The sequence below is a fragment of the Ktedonobacter sp. SOSP1-85 genome, assembly GCF_016587415.1.
GTDB lineage: Bacteria > Chloroflexota > Ktedonobacteria > Ktedonobacterales > Ktedonobacteraceae > Ktedonobacter.
Genome location: NZ_BNJI01000001.1, coordinates 6,024,543 through 6,040,482 on the forward strand (window position 1 = coordinate 6,024,543; position 15,940 = coordinate 6,040,482).

The 15,940-nt window shown below is 55.7% G+C and carries 19 protein-coding genes; 12 read left to right on the forward strand and 7 right to left on the reverse strand.

The genetic code is table 11. The features are described 5' to 3' along the window. Positions 1 to 397: 397 nt before the first annotated feature. The 8 genes from dhaK to KTE_RS25245 all read left to right on the forward strand — a co-directional run bounded on the left by dhaK (position 398) and on the right by KTE_RS25245 (position 6,657). Positions 398 to 1,399 (forward strand): dihydroxyacetone kinase subunit DhaK, encoded by a 1,002-nt coding sequence (gene dhaK, locus KTE_RS25210; RefSeq protein WP_201385857.1) that lies wholly within the window; start codon positions 398 to 400, stop codon positions 1,397 to 1,399. Between the two features lie 100 nt (positions 1,400 to 1,499). Next, positions 1,500 to 2,129, forward strand: a complete 630-nt coding sequence (gene dhaL, locus KTE_RS25215) for a dihydroxyacetone kinase subunit DhaL (protein WP_201385858.1) — start codon at positions 1,500 to 1,502, stop codon at positions 2,127 to 2,129. A 43-nt stretch (positions 2,130 to 2,172) separates the two neighbouring features. Then, entirely contained in the window at positions 2,173 to 2,577 is a 405-nt protein-coding gene (dhaM, locus tag KTE_RS25220; RefSeq protein ID WP_201385860.1) for a dihydroxyacetone kinase phosphoryl donor subunit DhaM, read from the forward strand. Positions 2,578 to 2,639: 62 nt separating this feature from the next. Further along, a complete protein-coding gene (locus KTE_RS25225; RefSeq protein ID WP_201377072.1) occupies positions 2,640 to 2,915 on the forward strand; it encodes an HPr family phosphocarrier protein in 276 nt (91 codons plus the stop codon). A gap of 206 nt (positions 2,916 to 3,121) precedes the next feature. Continuing rightward, entirely contained in the window at positions 3,122 to 3,916 is a 795-nt protein-coding gene (locus KTE_RS25230) for a hypothetical protein (RefSeq protein ID WP_201385862.1), read from the forward strand. Positions 3,917 to 3,998: 82 nt separating this feature from the next. Continuing rightward, on the forward strand, positions 3,999 to 5,093 hold the full coding sequence (locus KTE_RS25235; protein ID WP_201385864.1) for a low specificity L-threonine aldolase: 1,095 nt from the start codon (positions 3,999 to 4,001) through the stop codon (positions 5,091 to 5,093). 182 nt (positions 5,094 to 5,275) lie between these two features. Further along, positions 5,276 to 5,653 carry an ACT domain-containing protein gene (locus tag KTE_RS25240; protein WP_201385869.1) on the forward strand — a complete coding sequence of 126 codons (378 nt, stop codon included), beginning with the start codon at positions 5,276 to 5,278 and terminating at the stop codon, positions 5,651 to 5,653. Between the two features lie 173 nt (positions 5,654 to 5,826). Beyond that, positions 5,827 to 6,657, forward strand: a complete 831-nt coding sequence (locus tag KTE_RS25245; RefSeq protein WP_201385870.1) for a phosphatase PAP2 family protein — start codon at positions 5,827 to 5,829, stop codon at positions 6,655 to 6,657. Here KTE_RS25245 and KTE_RS25250 read toward each other — a convergent pair. Further along, positions 6,654 to 7,049: a helix-turn-helix domain-containing protein gene (locus KTE_RS25250; protein ID WP_007923495.1), complete on the reverse strand. Its 396-nt coding sequence runs from the start codon at positions 7,047 to 7,049 to the stop codon at positions 6,654 to 6,656. The genes KTE_RS25245 and KTE_RS25250 overlap by 4 nt on opposite strands. A 200-nt stretch (positions 7,050 to 7,249) precedes the next feature. On the opposite strand from KTE_RS25250, the gene KTE_RS25255 reads away from it, so the two are divergent. Then, the gene (locus tag KTE_RS25255; RefSeq protein WP_201377077.1) at positions 7,250 to 7,528 is read left to right on the forward strand and encodes a hypothetical protein; all 279 of its coding nucleotides are present in this window, start codon (positions 7,250 to 7,252) and stop codon (positions 7,526 to 7,528) included. A gap of 44 nt (positions 7,529 to 7,572) precedes the next feature. Continuing rightward, positions 7,573 to 8,202, forward strand: coding sequence for an ATP-dependent Clp protease proteolytic subunit (locus KTE_RS25260; protein WP_201377078.1), 630 nt, complete (start codon positions 7,573 to 7,575; stop codon positions 8,200 to 8,202). Between the two features lie 73 nt (positions 8,203 to 8,275). Here KTE_RS25260 and KTE_RS25265 read toward each other — a convergent pair whose 3' ends face one another. The 5 genes from KTE_RS25265 to KTE_RS47740 form a co-directional block, all read right to left on the reverse strand. Further along, positions 8,276 to 9,088 carry a family 16 glycosylhydrolase gene (locus tag KTE_RS25265; protein ID WP_201385872.1) on the reverse strand — a complete coding sequence of 271 codons (813 nt, stop codon included), beginning with the start codon at positions 9,086 to 9,088 and terminating at the stop codon, positions 8,276 to 8,278. A 204-nt stretch (positions 9,089 to 9,292) separates the two neighbouring features. Continuing rightward, positions 9,293 to 10,321, reverse strand: coding sequence for a hypothetical protein (locus tag KTE_RS25270; protein ID WP_201385874.1), 1,029 nt, complete (start codon positions 10,319 to 10,321; stop codon positions 9,293 to 9,295). Positions 10,322 to 10,485: 164 nt separating this feature from the next. Further along, complete coding sequence (locus KTE_RS25275; RefSeq protein WP_201377081.1) at positions 10,486 to 11,355, reverse strand: class I SAM-dependent methyltransferase; 870 nt, start codon at positions 11,353 to 11,355, stop codon at positions 10,486 to 10,488. A 110-nt stretch (positions 11,356 to 11,465) separates the two neighbouring features. Next, positions 11,466 to 12,233 (reverse strand): 3-oxoacyl-[acyl-carrier-protein] reductase, encoded by a 768-nt coding sequence (gene fabG, locus KTE_RS25280; protein ID WP_201383558.1) that lies wholly within the window; start codon positions 12,231 to 12,233, stop codon positions 11,466 to 11,468. Between the two features lie 213 nt (positions 12,234 to 12,446). After that, on the reverse strand, positions 12,447 to 13,787 hold the full coding sequence (locus tag KTE_RS47740) for a pentapeptide repeat-containing protein (protein ID WP_236600565.1): 1,341 nt from the start codon (positions 13,785 to 13,787) through the stop codon (positions 12,447 to 12,449). A gap of 516 nt (positions 13,788 to 14,303) precedes the next feature. Here KTE_RS47740 and KTE_RS25290 point away from each other — a divergent pair. Then, positions 14,304 to 14,666: a gamma-butyrobetaine hydroxylase-like domain-containing protein gene (locus KTE_RS25290; RefSeq protein ID WP_201385877.1), complete on the forward strand. Its 363-nt coding sequence runs from the start codon at positions 14,304 to 14,306 to the stop codon at positions 14,664 to 14,666. A 150-nt stretch (positions 14,667 to 14,816) separates the two neighbouring features. Then, on the forward strand, positions 14,817 to 14,981 hold the full coding sequence (locus KTE_RS25295) for a hypothetical protein (RefSeq protein WP_201385878.1): 165 nt from the start codon (positions 14,817 to 14,819) through the stop codon (positions 14,979 to 14,981). 67 nt (positions 14,982 to 15,048) lie between these two features. Here the strand turns inward: KTE_RS25295 and KTE_RS25300 are convergent, their stop codons facing one another. After that, positions 15,049 to 15,885, reverse strand: coding sequence for an SDR family oxidoreductase (locus KTE_RS25300; RefSeq protein ID WP_201385884.1), 837 nt, complete (start codon positions 15,883 to 15,885; stop codon positions 15,049 to 15,051). Between the last annotated feature and the right edge of the window lie 55 nt (positions 15,886 to 15,940).

Consider the following 15,940-nt stretch of genomic DNA (forward strand, 5'->3'; position numbering starts at 1 on the left):
CTGCTTGCGGGCAGATGCCCGCAAGCAGCACGCGGCCTAACTTTTATTTAGATAAACGTGATTTAATAGTGATGTGTATTGATTTACAAAACGCTATGTTGGGCTTTTTGGGGTGATGTCCCGGAAATACCATTGACGCAATTCCTGTGCTATACTTATGGTACTTGAGCGAAATATGTGTGCTGATGTGGGGTTGATGGCGAGGTGGGAAGGGGTGATACTGGCAGGTAAGTTTGAGTGGGTTAAGGGGGATGGGGGAAGTGGGGCTTAGGTAGCTGGATGGGCTACTATGATATAGGTTTGATACGCGAGTACTTCGAAACTCGAGGCTCCGTTGTTGAGGGACGAGAGATGTTCCATGGTGGAATAGTTAGGAGGCCAAAGGAGGCGGACTCGCATGAAAAAGCTCATCAACAGGCCGGAGGATGTGGTTAAAGAGGCGCTTGCAGGTATGGAAGCCCTGCACGCAGAATTGATTCGTGTCGACTACGAGAGCCAGGTGATCGTGCGCGCCGATGCCCCGGTCCAGGGGAAAGTGGGAATTATTTCGGGTGGTGGGAGTGGACATGAGCCGATGCATGGCGGCTTTGTAGGGCGTGGGATGTTGGACGCGGCCTGCCCCGGCGAGATTTTTACCTCGCCTGTCCCCGATCAGATGCTGGCTGCGACGCGGGCCGTGAATGGTGGCGCAGGTGTATTTTACATTATTAAGAACTATACAGGCGACGTGCTGAACTTTGAGATGGCGGCGGAACTGGCGGCGACCGAAGATATCGAAATTGCCTCTGTGGTCACGAACGATGACGTCGCGGTCCAAGGTAGCCTCTATACCGCTGGCAGGCGTGGTGTGGGCGTCACCGTGTTGCTGGAGAAAATTGTGGGTGGCCTGGCGGAGACCGGTGCCTCTTTGGAGGCGATCGCCGAGATGGCGCAGCGCGTCAATGCCAATGGGCGTAGTATGGGCATGGCCCTGACCTCCTGTACCGTGCCGGCCATGGGAAAACCAACCTTCGACCTGGGTGAGAACGAGATGGAGATCGGCATTGGCATTCATGGCGAGCCTGGGTGCAGGCGTGTGCCCCTGGCCTCTGCCGCGGAAGTGACCGAAATGCTGGTCAGCCCGATTCTAGAAGATTTGGAACTCAAGGCGGGCGAGCGGGTGATCGCCCTTGTAAATGGGATGGGGGGGACGCCGCAGATCGAACTCTATGTGGTGGCGAACGAACTGACAAAGATCCTGCGTGGAAAGAACGTTACTATCGCGCGCTCCCTGGTGGGGAGCTATATCACCTCGCTAGAGATGGCCGGCTGCTCGATTACACTCCTGCGTACGGACGATGAAATATTGAAGCACTGGGACGCACCTGTCCATACTCCTGCGTTGCGCTGGGGCATCTAGCGTCAGTGATCTGTTCACTGTAGGGTCCATGCTGGCATGGACTTTGCCCACCCGAGGGAGTCCATGCCAGCATGGACCCTACATAGTAGGGAGAGAATGTATGCCGATAACGAGCGAGAAGCTTATTGCCTGGTTGCAGCGGGTAGGGCAGGTGTTGCATGAACAGCGAGAATATCTGACGCAGCTAGATGCCGCCATTGGGGATGCCGATCATGGCATCAATATGGACCGGGGCTTTCGGGCTGTCGTTGAGAAATTGCCTGCCCTGACGAGTGCTGATAGCGGCACCATTCTGAAGACGGTGGGGACCACGCTTGTCTCCACCGTTGGGGGCGCCAGTGGCCCGCTCTATGGCACCGCATTTTTGCGCGCGGGTATCGCGATGGCGGGTAAGCAAGAATTGCAGGAGGCGGACGTGGTTGCGCTACTCGCCGCGATGGTTGATGGTATCCAGGCGCGAGGCAAGGCCCGGCTGGGGGAGAAAACCATGTTAGATGCGCTACTTCCCGCCCTGGAGGCCGCGCGCAAGGCCGAGGGCGAGGGGTTGGAGATGCCTCAACTGTTGCAAGTGTGCAGTAGTGCAGCGGAAGCGGGCATGAAGAGCACGATTCCCTTGCTGGCGACGAAGGGGCGGGCCAGCTATCTTGGTGCGCGCAGTATTGGTCACCAGGATCCCGGAGCGACATCGACTACCTTGATGCTACAAGCGCTCGCGGAGACCTATCGATGATGAGAGACCTTACGCACATGCAGAAAGAACGAGGAGCTAAGCCATGGGAGTCGGGTTAGTCATCGTGTCACATAGCGCACGGCTGGCGGAAGGCGTTGTTGAACTGGCTAGCCAGATGGCGCAAGGCAAGGTCTCCATCGTCGCGGCGGGTGGTGGGCCGGATGGCTCATTGGGAACGTCGGTGGAGAAAATTCTGGCCGCGCTGCACACGGTCGAGGGGCGTGATGGTGTCCTGGTCTTGCTTGATTTGGGGAGCGCGGCCATGTCGGTTGAGATGGCTGTAGAAGCCTATCGCGCTGAACAGAAGGAGCGGCGGGTGATTGTGAGTTCAGGCGCGCTGGTCGAGGGGGCTGTGGTCGCCGCGGTCGAGTCCTTGATTGGCAATACCCTGGATGCAGTGGCAGCCGCCGCAGCTGAGGCGCATACTCTGCCGAAGGTCCATCCTTAAGCTCGTGGGCGTTCTCCATGTTGTACCTCTCTGTCTAGATTCGCATAGGGAAGGCATCGTCTATGGCAGTGTTAGAAACAACACTCAAAATCACCAATAAAGTTGGCCTTCATGCCCGCCCTGCGCGTCTGCTGGTTCAGACGGCGGCCAGTTTTCGAGCGCACATCTCGCTCCAGGTTGGGGAGAAGGTCGCCAACGCCAAGAGTATCCTGGCCGTCTTGAAGCTAGGGGTGCCGCAGGGGACCGAGATCCTGGTACGGGCCGAAGGCGACGATGCCGAGCCCGCGCTCGTGGCCATCGCCGCCCTTGCCAGGCGTAATTTTGATGAAGACGCGTAATCTTATCAGGGCGTATGTGGGCTATGTAGCACTGTGCGCCAACATTTTTTTTCTGTGCCAGACAAGATGCGATAAATTTGCTTATACTACTTCTCCGAAATCCTGAGCGCGCTTGTCCCCGAATGGGGGAAGCGCTAGTCACGAGAGTGACGTTGGATTTCGGAATAAGAGCGTAGTCAAAGGTGAAACAAGCAAGGAGGCCCATCTTGAAGAGACTGGATTATGCCCCAGGTCTGGACCAGTGGCGGGATGTCTTGTTCAGGACATTGCCGGATTGTACTGCGCAGATAGAGTGCTTTTTCGCGGATCGTGAGTTTGGCTTTCAGCATGCCTGGGAGGTGCTCGACAAGGTGAGCCGCCTGGCGACACAGATTGAGCATCGAGATGGGCGCCTCCTGCATCACGAGGTGATAGAGCACCTGGCGCTCTTCCATGATATCGGTAGGTTCTTTCAAGAGGCACATGTAGTAGAGCCTATCGTCCTGGCGCAGCAGGTGTACACGCGCTTCGCCCGAGAGCAGGCGGTACGGCCTGATAACGCGCGGGCGGTGCTTGATGGAATGGTGAGCACACCATTCTTGAACTACCGCTTGCATCCCTCCGGCCATCCTCCACGCACCCTGGAGGCCGATATCGTGCGTGCAATCGTGATCATGTTGAATACAAGAGGCGCGCGAGTTGACTACCACTATGCATGCAGCCGCGCCCAGCGCGATGCCCCCTTTTTTGATCCTTCACTTACCCAGGAACAGCGCGCCCGCTTCTCCTTAGAGCACTTTTCGGGCGACCATCTCAATGTCTTGCTCTCGCTGCTAGCCATGCGCCCCGGTGATTTCTCGCATCCTGTGCTGCAAGAGACGTATCGCAGGTGGAGAGGGCCTATGAAAGAAGAGGTCGTCGCACATATTCTCGATCTGGCCCGGCGCGTAGGTGAGAGCGAGGAGCACCTGGAGAGCATACAGCAAACCATTACCTGGTATCGCAACACATTCGCATGTTAACATATGGGTGGGGGATGAGGTGTGGATGCTGAGTAGTTTTCTACATGGAAAAGTGTTGTAAAAAGGATGGTGGTATTTCTCTATGCCCATAACTGAACAGGATAAAGAGCGTATTTTGTCCCAGTGTAAGCGCTTTCTAGCCATGCATTATCCCAGATCTCCGCGCGAGGTCTTGCATGATCTGACGGAATTTGCCGATCCAGAGGCGAAGGCGGATCGGTACGGTGGCGGTGAACTGATTACTTCGTTTGAGGAGGAGATTGCCCATTTATTGGGAAAAGAGGCCGCGGTCTTTATGCCCAGTGGGACCATGTGCCAGCCCATCGCGCTGCGTATCTGGTGTGAGCGCAAGGGGCGCAAGCGCGTGGCGTATCATCCCACCTGTCACCTGGAGATTCACGAGCACGATAGTTACCAGCGTTTGCATGGCCTGGAACGAGTTTTGCTGGGTTCGGATCGCCAGGTCTTCACTCTCGAAGACCTCAAAAGTGTGCCGGAGCCTCTGGGGGCGCTGCTCATTGAGTTGCCCCAGCGCGAGATTGGCGGACAGCTTCCTTCTTGGGAGGAACTGGTAGAGATTACCACCTGGGCGCGTGAGCGCGGAATCGCGGTGCACCTGGATGGCGCGCGTCTCTGGGAGTGCAAGCCCTTCTATCAGCGTGAGTATGCCGAGATTGCGGGCCTGTTCGACACAGCGTATGTCTCATTCTACAAGGTTCTTGAAGGGATCGCGGGCGCGGTGCTGGCGGGTCCCGCAGATGTCATCGCCGAGGCGCGCATCTGGCAGCGGCGGCAGGGAGGCAACCTGATCAGCCTCTACCCTTATGTGCTCTCGGCGCAGCAAGGGATGCAGAAGCACCTCGGGTGCATCGACGAGTATTGCGCGAAGGCGCGCGAGATCGCCGCCGCGCTCTCGGACCTGCCCCAGATCGAGATCCTGCCCAATCCTCCGCAGACCAACATGCTGCACCTCTTCCTGCGTGGCGACCGTGAGCGACTGGTAGACGCTGCCTGGCGCGTCGCTGAGGAGACACAGACAGTCCTCTTCCGCATGCTGACTCCCACGCTCGTCCCACAGTATAGTAAATTTGAACTCTCCATTGGCGAGGCCGCTCTGGATATCCCCACAGAAGAGATTGTTCCCCTCTTCCGGCGCGTCTTCGAACTGGCCGAATAGGGCGCAGCCCCAGTAGCCGCGTACGCAAGTAGCGGGCTCCAAGCCCGCTACTTGCGTACGCGGCTACTGATGGTTTGTGCTGGTGCATCCTGGTGGCGTGCAATTTCGTGTGTATGAGGGGAGATTGCCCCTGAGCCATTGATTCTGTATACGTTTGCCATACCCTGAAGGGATCAGGAACGATGCAACTGGTAATTCTCGCTATTCCGCTAAGCGTTTGCCGGCTCGATCCGCGGCAGGAGATACCTGCCTGGGCATTGAGCCGGCGCGAATTTCTAGCGATAACATATACGCGTCAAGAACTCTCGATTGTCTGTGTCTCTGAAGTCGTGCCAGAGGAGGTCCAGGTGGAACATGGCTGGCGGGCCTTGCAAGTTGAGGGTCCGCTGGACTTCTCGTTGACAGGCATCCTGGCGGGCCTGGCAACCCCGTTATCGGGCGCGGGCATCTCGATCTTTGCCATCTCAACCTATGATACTGACTACCTGCTTGTGAAAGAGGTACACCTGGACCGGGCGCGGAAGGTGCTGGAGGCGCTGGGATATACCTTTTTGAATTGAATTCCTATAGTCATGAGGCGCGATCTTGCTACGTGTGTTCTGCTTGTATCCATTGATATGGATCGATCCGTATGTGTAGTGTGACATGGTAGCGTGGGCTAATAGGGCTTGATGATGCTATCGTGCTCACTAGAACATCTGAGAGGCGTTTCGCCGCAGGGAGGATTGAAGCTATGAGTGCAACGGAGCGCACAAGTGGACCGTTTCAGGTAGCGCAAACACGAGCAACGGAGAGCACACGGCACCAGCAGGTACGTGCTCACTGGAAGATAGAGCTAGCATTATGGGTGGTGGGCGTCATCATCTTTCTGCTCACCTGTATGGGCATGCATATGCATCCTCGCCCTTTCTCCTTTGATCTTTCGATCATGCAGACCATTCAGAGCTGGCACCTGGGAAGTGTGCTCGATGCCATTGTACGCTTGCCTAGCGTTCTGGATGACCCCCTCTGGTCAATCGTACTTTTAAGTAGCTGGCTGATCTTCTTGTTAGTGGGAGCGATCTGGGCCTGGTTTGCGCATCGACGAGCGCTGACCTGGCTACAAAATGCGCTCTTCCTGGTCGCGATTGTCGCCAGCGGGTCGGGGGTAAACACGCTTCTGGACATCCTGGTCGGACGTCCGCGTCCCCTGGCGAAGATGTACCCAATTCACAACTATGAGGCTATTGTTCCCTTCCCCTCTTATCCCTCAGGCCATGTCGCGCATGATGTGATCTACTATGGCTTCTTGTTGTACCTCAGCCAGACCGAGCCTGTGCGCCGCTGGAAGTATTATCGCTGGCTTCTGCCCTTGCAGATTCTCGCGGTGATCGAAATCCTGCTTATTAGCTACTCACGCATTCTGATGGGTGGGCACTGGCCAACGGATGTCCTGGGTGGATACTTTGAGGGAGTGCTCTGGCTCGGCCTCTTCATTTTCCTGTATCGCTGGGCGACGCCCTTGCAGGAGAAGTGGCAGCAACGCCTCAACCAGAAGCGGGGCGCGCGCCATCAACATGCTTAGTTCAGATTCAGGTGCTTGTTGAGGAGAAAGGCGCTGAAGTCCGCGACACTCTCGATTGCGCCTTCGTCGAGCATATTCACCATGCGTTTGACTACGGTCCGACGACTCTGACCGGGAGCCCCAGGGAGAAAGCCAATAACACTGGTAACCTGGGGTTCGCGTTCGCTACGGATCTCTTCCGCGACCATCTCCAACAATTCCGCGACATCCAGCTCCAGAGCGCCAGCCAGGCTTTCTAGCACCTTGGCCGAGGGATATTTTTGTCCCCGCTCGATCTCCCCCACATAAATTTCGGAGAGGCCAGCCTTCTCGCCTAGCTCTTTGATGGTCATATTATGATCCTGGCGTTCGCGACGGATGACGCGACCCAGCAGTTCTTGTAAATCGGCCATATTTGCTTCCTTCCTATGCTCAGAGCATTGCCTATGCTGTAGCTATGCTGACAGCATAGTTTTTCTCTATGAGTATACGCTAATGGCGTGCTATATTCAAGGCAACAGATAAAACTATTGTTATTGTGTGGTGTAACTGGGGCATTCGCCCCAGTTACACCACACAATAACAATGTTGAAATGAGTAAAGGAGCAATAAGATGCATATGCCAAGGATTGGTATGGGTTACCTGGCGGGGAAGATGGAGAAGCCGGAGTCGCAGTCAGGCTCGGTCTTTATCCCTATGGTGTATGAGCAAGCCCAGGCTGCGCGGTGGGAGTATAAGATTCTCACAGTGGATCCAGCCGAGGAGGCTCTGCCTGACGAGGTTCGCCTGAGCGAACTGGGAGCAGAAGGCTGGGTTATGGCCGGTCTTCTCGATGAACGGTCAACAGGAAAAGGCAAAAAGATTCACTACTACTTTCTGCGCCAGGCCTAAGATTCATTTACCAAAGCTGTTTTACGATAAAAGGAGAGAAACACATGTCGAGTTTACTGGTTCCTACTGTACTGGAGAATACGCCACGCGGGGAGCGCGCCTATGACCTCTTCTCGCGCCTCTTGCGTGACCGCATTATCGTCGTTAATGGACCCATTGATGATGCGATGTCGGGGCTGGTGGTAGCGCAGCTGCTCTACCTGGCGGCCGAGGATAGCAAGCGTGAAATCAATATGTATATCAACTCGCCAGGCGGCTCGATTAACGCGGGCCTGGGTATCTATGACACGATGCGGGTCCTGCCCTGTCCCATCTCGACCACCTGTGTTGGCTATGCGGCCAGCTTTGGCACTATTCTGCTGCTCGCGGGCGAGAAGGGGCGGCGTTTCTCGATGCCGCATGCGCGCATCCACCTGCACCAGCCCTTGATCTCGGGAAGCCTGAGTGGGCAGGCCTCGGATATTGATATTCACGCGCGCGAGATCCTGCACCTGCGCAGCGAGATAAACGACATTATTCAGGAGCATAGCGGGCAGACGCTGGAGCGCATCCAGAAGGATACCAATCGTGATTTCTATATGAGTGCCGTCGAGGCCAAGGAATACGGCATCATCGACGATATCCTGACTTATGCCGAGAAGAAACTGCCGGAGGAGGAGCCCAAAAACAAGTAGGTAGTGTATTGCAAGAAGAATAGCGAGGGCGCGCAAGTGCGCGCCCTCGCTATTCTTCTTGCAATACACTATATTAAAAGCGCTCAATGTGGATAGAATCGATCTCAAACCACTCATCTTCACAGGCGACCGTGCCAAAGCGCAGGATGCCGCGCGGGGTCGCGATGGCGTACTGGTTATCGAGCCAGGCGACGAAGCCGAGGGGGCGCGTGGGAGGATTGGGAGCGCGCAAGACAGGCTCGCCATCGACCCAGAACAGGGCGGCCTCTGGCGTCCATTCAATGACATAGGTGTGCCAGGTCGTCATTGGCACTGTGAGCAGCTGCTCCTGGGCGCCACTGAGGCGCTGGAGCCAGCGGCCAGCGGGACGAGTATTGCCGGTAGTTAAGCCCCACCCGGTCGCCAGGGCCGTGGGGAGGGTCGCGAACAGGGAGCCTGGACGCATGCTATGGATGACCTGGGCCTTCCAGCCCCAGCCGGGAATGCCCGGTACCAGAGCCATATTTGAAGGGGGTGAGGCATAGAAGAACCAGACGGCCTCTGGCAGCATCAGGATATCTCCTCGGACCGAAAAGGGATAGTTCCAGAAGCCAAAGCCTGCTGTCCCGCGCAGGGGGTGTGGATCGCGGCTGGTCGAGGCTGGAGTCGCGGCGGGATGTGATGAGCGGGCGCGCACTTCCATGCGCAGGGGCGGGTGCCAGGGGAAATCACTGCGTGCCAGCGTGCCATAGTCATCTATCTGGGCGTCGGCATAGGTGCCCTGCGCGACAGCGGGAATAGCCATGCGTAGGACCGAATCCTCAAGTGTGAGGACGCCGGCTCCCAGGCAGGTTTGCGTCCAGCGTGAGTGGAGAGTCTGCGTGGTTTGTATAAAATCATCGATCACAATCGCTACCTTCTCCTATGGTCTGCTATGAGCTTAACGCGAGTGTCTATTTCCAGTGTAGTCTCTTCGCGAAAGAGCGTCAAGGGGGATATCGAGCAGTGCGTGGCATGACGCTACTAAAGTACGCGTCTACATATAATGGCACGGGCCTCTCGTGCCATTATATGTAGACGCGTACTTTAGTAGCGTCGGTGGAGCACGAAATCAATCTTTTTGTGGTTCGCTGTAGTTGTTATTATGGAAGGTATGCTCAATGGCATAGTGCAGCAGTTGTTCTTCTAATTGGGCGCGTACGTGTTGCTCGGCCTCGTTCTTATTGGCGGGCTGGTTGCGGCTGGAGGCTTCCATCATCATCCGGCGGGTCAGGTCATTGAAGTGGGCGAAGAGGGGCTTCTGTGTTTTCTGTGGTGGCATAACGTGTAGCGCGATCTGGGCAGGCTCGTAGAACTCTTCAGGCGAGAAGAGCATGGCTGTCAGGTCGGCATATTTTTGTAGCAGGGTGAGGCGATTTTGCGCGTTGAAATAGTTGTATTGCGTGCTCGCGGCCGAGAGGACGCCCGCGATACGTCCGGCGTAGAGGATGGGAAAGATGGCGCAGCTTTTCTCGTATTCGGAGTAGGCGACGGGGATGAGCGTATTTTCCGCTGTAAGATCGTTCACGACCTTGTAGTGAAAGACGGTCACGACATGGCCGGCCAGGGATTCGGCGCCCAGGAACATCCCATCGTGTTCCAGGTTCTCCTTCCAGGGAGGCGTACCGATGCCCTCACTCTCATAGAGGCTGCGTACCTGCTGAGAGGGGGCTGCTGGGGGCATGCAGCGAGCAATCCACAGGCTCATGCCCAGGCGGTTAGGATCGAGCTGAGTCAGAGCATTTTGCAAGATCTGGTTACAGAGCGTCCAGTAGTACAGATTCTCGGTCACAGAGGCGCGAGTTTTAAAGAGTTCGATATAGAACTCGGGAGGGATATTGAAGGGTGTATCATCTTCGATGGGATTGGTAAATTCGCTCATGCCTTTCTCGTCGCGCAGTAAAGAGAGAATTTGCTCGCGATATTGGGGATAGAGATTGAGGAATTGATAGAGCTTGTTGGCACGAGGAAAGGTTTCACCGCTGAGCCAGCGCGAAAGTGTAATGGATTTGACATTCAGTGTGGCGAGGATGCGCTGTCTCTCACTGGGGTCCTGAGTAATTTCTGCCAGAATATCACGCCAAGTTTGTTTCTCTTGCATTTTTTGACCCTATACTTTACATAAAAAGGGCATGCATCATTCTGGCTATAATAGCAGTTTGCAGGCAGAAAGTCAATTTTTCTGATGTTGTGATTGTTATGGGGATGTGGTCTGGAAAGGCCACAGACCTTTCCAGACCACATCCCCATTCTCTATAACTTAACCTATTTTTTGATGCCAACCATTTGGAGCCAGTTACGCGGCACCTCTTGTAGCCCCAACTCCTCTCCGGCCTGGTAGACAGCGACTTCAAGCGCGCGTGCACCGTAGGCCAGGGGAACTCCGGGAAGGGCGCCATCGATGAAGAGCCAGTACTGACCAAGATCGCGCCAGGCGTCGAGCGAAATAATGGCGGTATCCTGCACCATATCTAGCTTGCCGAAGCCACTCTCCTGGTAGATCTGGACATAGTCGTCGCTCGTCACCCATTGCATGGCCGCGGCCTTGGCCTCGCGTGAGAGGCGCACGTCGGGATGTTCCTGGCGGAGCCAGGCCACGGCGCGCCGCGTCCAGAGGCGATAGAAGCGCTCGGTACCGGGCACATAGGTGCCAGTATAGAACGCGCTATTACAGGCGAAGATGCCCTGGGGAGCGAGAATAGAGGCGACTTGCTTGAATGCAGAGAGTTTATCGGTAAGCAGGTGGATAGCATTGCAGAAGAATGCGGCGTTGGCATTTTGAATTAGCTTGGGGAGATCTTCAGATTCGCCTTGAATAAATTTCACATCGGCGGGTAGACCCATCTGATCTACACCTTTTTGAGCCCTGCGCAGCGCCTCGGCTGAAGGATCGACGCCAATCAGGCGCAACTGGGAGAGCTTGCCCTGGCGTTCCATCTCTTCAATGATCAGGCGTGAGACCGCGCCTGTGCCACAGGCCATGTCCACGATGGTCACTGGCGCGCCTGTATCCTGTTGAGACAGGTGTGCCAGTGCCTGGCGTACGAGTCCGCGGTTCACCTCTGTATAAAAGGGGTGTGCTGCGAAAGGCTCGAAGGTAAATTTATTTGTCTCCTCGGTTTCAATTAAGCCCATGAGTATAGCCTCCTTAAAAAACACCAAAAAGGACTGGTTGCTTTATTAAGAAGTTTAGAGTGCTCCCGAGGTGAAAAAGTTTCAGCTTTTAGCGAATGTAAGTGAATGTATTAGATATGCATTGCCATACCGCCATCGACGTTGAGAATCTGGCCCGTGATGAAGCTGGCATCAGGCGAGCAGAGGAAGGCGATTGCCGCGGCAATCTCGTCTGGTGTGCCGAAGCGTCCGAGAGGCGTGGTATCGATCATGAATTTCCGTTGGGCCTCGGTGAGTGTCGAGGTCAATTCGGTGGGCACGAAGCCCGGGGCGACCACGTTGGCTGTAATATTGCGGCTGGCCATCTCGCGGGCGGTACTGAGCGTAAGGGCGATGATACCAGCCTTGGAGGAACTATAGTTGGCCTGGCCCGCGTTGCCCAGCAGGCCTGAGATGGAGGCGACATTGACGATACGCCCCCAGCGTGCCTTCATCATGGAGCGTAGCACGGCCCTGGTGCAGAGGAAGGTTGAACGCAGGTTGCTATTAATGACATGCTCAAAGTCGGCGGCAGACATCTGAAGGATCAGTTTATCGCGGGTGGTGCCGGCGTTATTCACGAGGATCGTCACAGGACCCAGGGCCTCAGTCGCTTCAGCGAAGAGGCGGGTTACGTCTTCTTCCTGGCTGACATTGGCCTGGATGGCGACGCAGCGACGCCCTAACTCCTCTATACTAGCTTTCGTTTCAGCTGCTGTGCTGGCATTGCTGCGATAGTTCACGATAATGTCGGCACCGGCCTGGGCGAGGCGTAACGCGGTAGCGCGGCCAATACCCTGGCCGCTGCCCGTAACGAGCGCGATTTTTCCGCTGAGGGGGAGTGCTTGTTCGTTTGCCATACTGCTTCTATTCCTCTTTAAAAAAGTGTTGCTATTCGCCATTCACTGCTGTATGCCAGAAGTGGGACGTAACGTTAGCAAGTGTACCACATTTCGTCTATGCATGTGCTTCTCAGGGGTGGGGTCGCAGAAGAGAATAGCAAAAAAAGTGGGGTGAGGCAAGGCCTGGCGCGTACATGCATATACGCGCCAGGCCTTGCCTTTTGTGCACGACTAATGTTCAGTGGATTCCTGATTGTCGTTTGTGAGGCGGGAGCCGTGGGCGACAACTTCCTTGGTTTCTGGCTCTGGCTCGGTTTCAGGCAACGCGGCGGCTTGTAGATCCAGCAGGCTGCTGCCGGAGAGGTGAGGCGAGAGCGCTGAAGGCTCGCCTGCCGGGACATAGGAATCGCTGCCCTCTGTCTCTGGTAAAGAGTCTGGAAGCAGAGCGTAGCCACGAGAGGACTGGCTCAAGAATGAATTATCGGGTGAAGATGCAGTCTCTGGTTGAGCCTGTGCTTCTGCAGGCTGAGTCGAGACGGTCTCCTGATGCAGTTCCTCAGCTGGCTGTTCAGGTGGGAGAACAGGTGTTGCTGCATCGATGTAGGCCAGCCACTCTGAGGCATCCATGCCTGGGGCGTTGTCTTGCAGGCTCTCTTGCTCTGGTGTGGCCTCTGGGGCAGGCTTCGCGGCAGGCATGGGGGTGATTGGTGGCGTTACCACCGGAATGATCTCGGTTCTATGAGGCATAGACGCCTTTTTGCTGATGGCGCGCATATTGGTCAGGGTGGTGCCGCTATCTCTGAGCTGCTCTTCCTGGGTGGTATTGATGAGATCGCTCAGTGTGCTATCATCATAGATGGCGGTGCGAAGCTGTTCCACGGTGAGGTTACGGGCGTTAAGCAGGTTGGCGCCGAGCAGATTGGTTTTATAGAGATCGGCGGCCAGAAAGTTAACGCCGTTTAGATTGGCGCCGCGCAGGTCGGTATGGGTCAGATTGGCGCCAGAGAGGTCGGACTCCTGGAGATCGGCCTCTTTCAGGTTCGCCCAGGAGAAGTCGGCCATGAAGCACTTGGTGGTACGTAAGATAGTTTGACTGAGATTAGCGTGTCCCAAATAGCGTGAGGAGAGGTCGCGCCCGGAGAGGTCGGCGCCACTGAGATTGACATGTTGCCAGCGGGGCGTGGATTTGCCTGACTGGTCCTGCTTTACCGGTAGCGGAACATCTTCGATGCGGGGGATGCGGGCCAGTTCGTATTCGGCACGTGCCTGTTTTGTGGAGGCTTCAAAGGCGTGGCGTAGCTCGTCGCGCTGCTGGCGCTCGAATTTCTCCAGGGTGTTCCAGGCGTTCTGTAGCTGCTGTATCTGGGCCTGGATGCGATGTTCCACTTCAGTGAGATGTTTTTCTTGTTCAGCGCGCCAATCTTGCTGACGAGTATTCTGGGCTTTCTCCCAGATTTCTTGTTGTGCCTGTACCTGCTCGGAGGCCTGTCGTAGATTTTGCTGTGCCCGGTAAGCGAGCACGAGCGCCACGATGGCAATGATGAGGCTCACAACGGCTAACACGATTTCCATATACACGTTGCTCCGTAATTGATACTAGTTTGAAACGATCCCTACGTCAGTTCGCGCTATTTTGTTCTTATTTTGTGAGTTGCGCTGGCGCTTGTGAAGCAATAAACCAGGCTGAAAGGCTTTATATGCGAGTTTGCGGTTTACTATGCGCGTGCGTGGTGCGTTTTGTTGCCTGTCCTTCAGTATAATATAACCTTCGACCACGTGGTTTCTGGGTCGTAAAGAGTACTATGCGTCGGCATGACTTTCTGTTTTTCGCATATGCTTGAGAAGGGATGAGACGCACCAGGGAAATTGTTTTCTCTGATAGACCAGAGGGGCTGAAAAACATTATAATAAGGCCTGTGTAAAGAGGGAATAAAGTATCCTCCTTTGGGTACTATTGGTTTAGCTCAAAGGTCAACTCTGGCCACTTAAGATCTTATTCCGAACCCCAACGCCACTGGCGTGTCTAGCGCTTCCCCCATTCGGGGACAAGCGCGCTCAGGTGTTCAGATAGGAAGACGGAGTGTTTATATGATGAACAACTACCTTGTACCGGTCTCCTTCTTGCTTGATGAGGAGAAACGGCAATTGATTTTAACCTGGAGTGATGAGCACGAGAGCCTGCATAACTGGGAGACGCTGCGCTGGGCCTGTCCCTGCGCGTGGTGTGCAGGCGAAGGCGGACAGCCTGGAATGCTCCAGAGCCGGAAGAGCCTGACGAGCGAGGAGACCACCCTGGCCAACTTGCAGCCAGTCGGGCGCTATGGCCTGACTCCGATATGGGAGGACGGCCATAAAACAGGTATCTATACCTTCGAGAAGCTTCGGGCCATGTGTGAATGCGATGAGTGCAAGAAAAATGCATCTCAGGCAGAACGCTACCCCAAAAGGTAATACCCACGTTAATGTCAATAACCCTTCTCGTTATATGTAGTACGCGCACCATTTGCGTGCGTGAAGGAGGATTGCTCCTTGCGAGAAAAACGAATGCGTGGGCACAAGGAGCAAAGTATGGATGCTGTCGCTACAATTTGAGGTGCAAAGATGACGATAGGGACTGAAAGTAAACGAGAGGCGGTAGCCGCGATCAGACCCTCGCGGCGTCGCCATCAGTATGTGTCGGGATTGGTGCTTCGTATTTTGATTGCCCTGTTGGTAAGTTGGGCATTGGTGATGCTCTTCTTCGGGGCTGCCGCTATCTCGCACTAGTCATTGAACGTAGAGGCACGGCAGAGGCACTGCCTGCCGTGCTCTGATCGTGGTAGAGAGGCGTTTTTTACCGCGCTTCGCTGCTTGCCTGGTTGGCCTGCTGTTGTTGCTGGTGAAAGGCCATTCCCATCAACTGCTCGGCTTTGCGCTCGTCGTCCTTCATCAGTTGGAGCGCGAAGGCGATATCCTGGTTGGGTGCCAGGGTGAGGTCGGCCTGTCCCTCCTGTACGGCTTTGACGATCTCGGCCGCGACCATGTCGGGTGTCAGTAGGATCTCAATGTTCATATTGAAGCCCGCCTCCTGCTGGAGCATCGGGGTATCCACCCAGGCTGGATAGACGGTGGTGACATCAATGCCGCTGCCGAAGAGTTCCGCGCGCAAGGCCGAGGAGAAGCCACGTACTGCCCACTTGCTGGCGACATAGCCGCTGAGCTGTGGTGGTGGTAGCTTGCCCGCGACTGAGCTAATGAGGACATACTGCCCGCTGCCCTGCTGGCGCATAAAGGGGAGCGCGGCGCGTACCGCGTGATAGGTCCCCATGAAATTAATGTCCATCAGGCGTTGCATCTCCGCTCCACTAAATTCATCGACCGGGCCGCCGCGCCCGATGCCTGCGCTTGTCACGACGAGGTCGATACGGCCAGTCACCTGTGCCGCGCGCTGCATAAGCGCCTGTACCTGAGCCTCATCGGTGACATCAAGGGCAAAGGTTACAATCTGCCTGTCGCTGGCCTCCTGGGTGGCGAGTAGCTCCTGCACCGTTGCCGCCAGGGCTTGCTCATTGATATCGGCGATGACGATATGTGATCCACGGGCATAGAGGGCGTGCGCCGTTGCTTTGCCAATGCCGCTCGCGCCGCCTGTGACGACCGCGACAGCTCCTGAGAACTCCTTGAGGGTCATTGATCCGCTCCTCTCAATCGTAAGGTACAAAATAGCCAAAAAGAGGTATTACTCT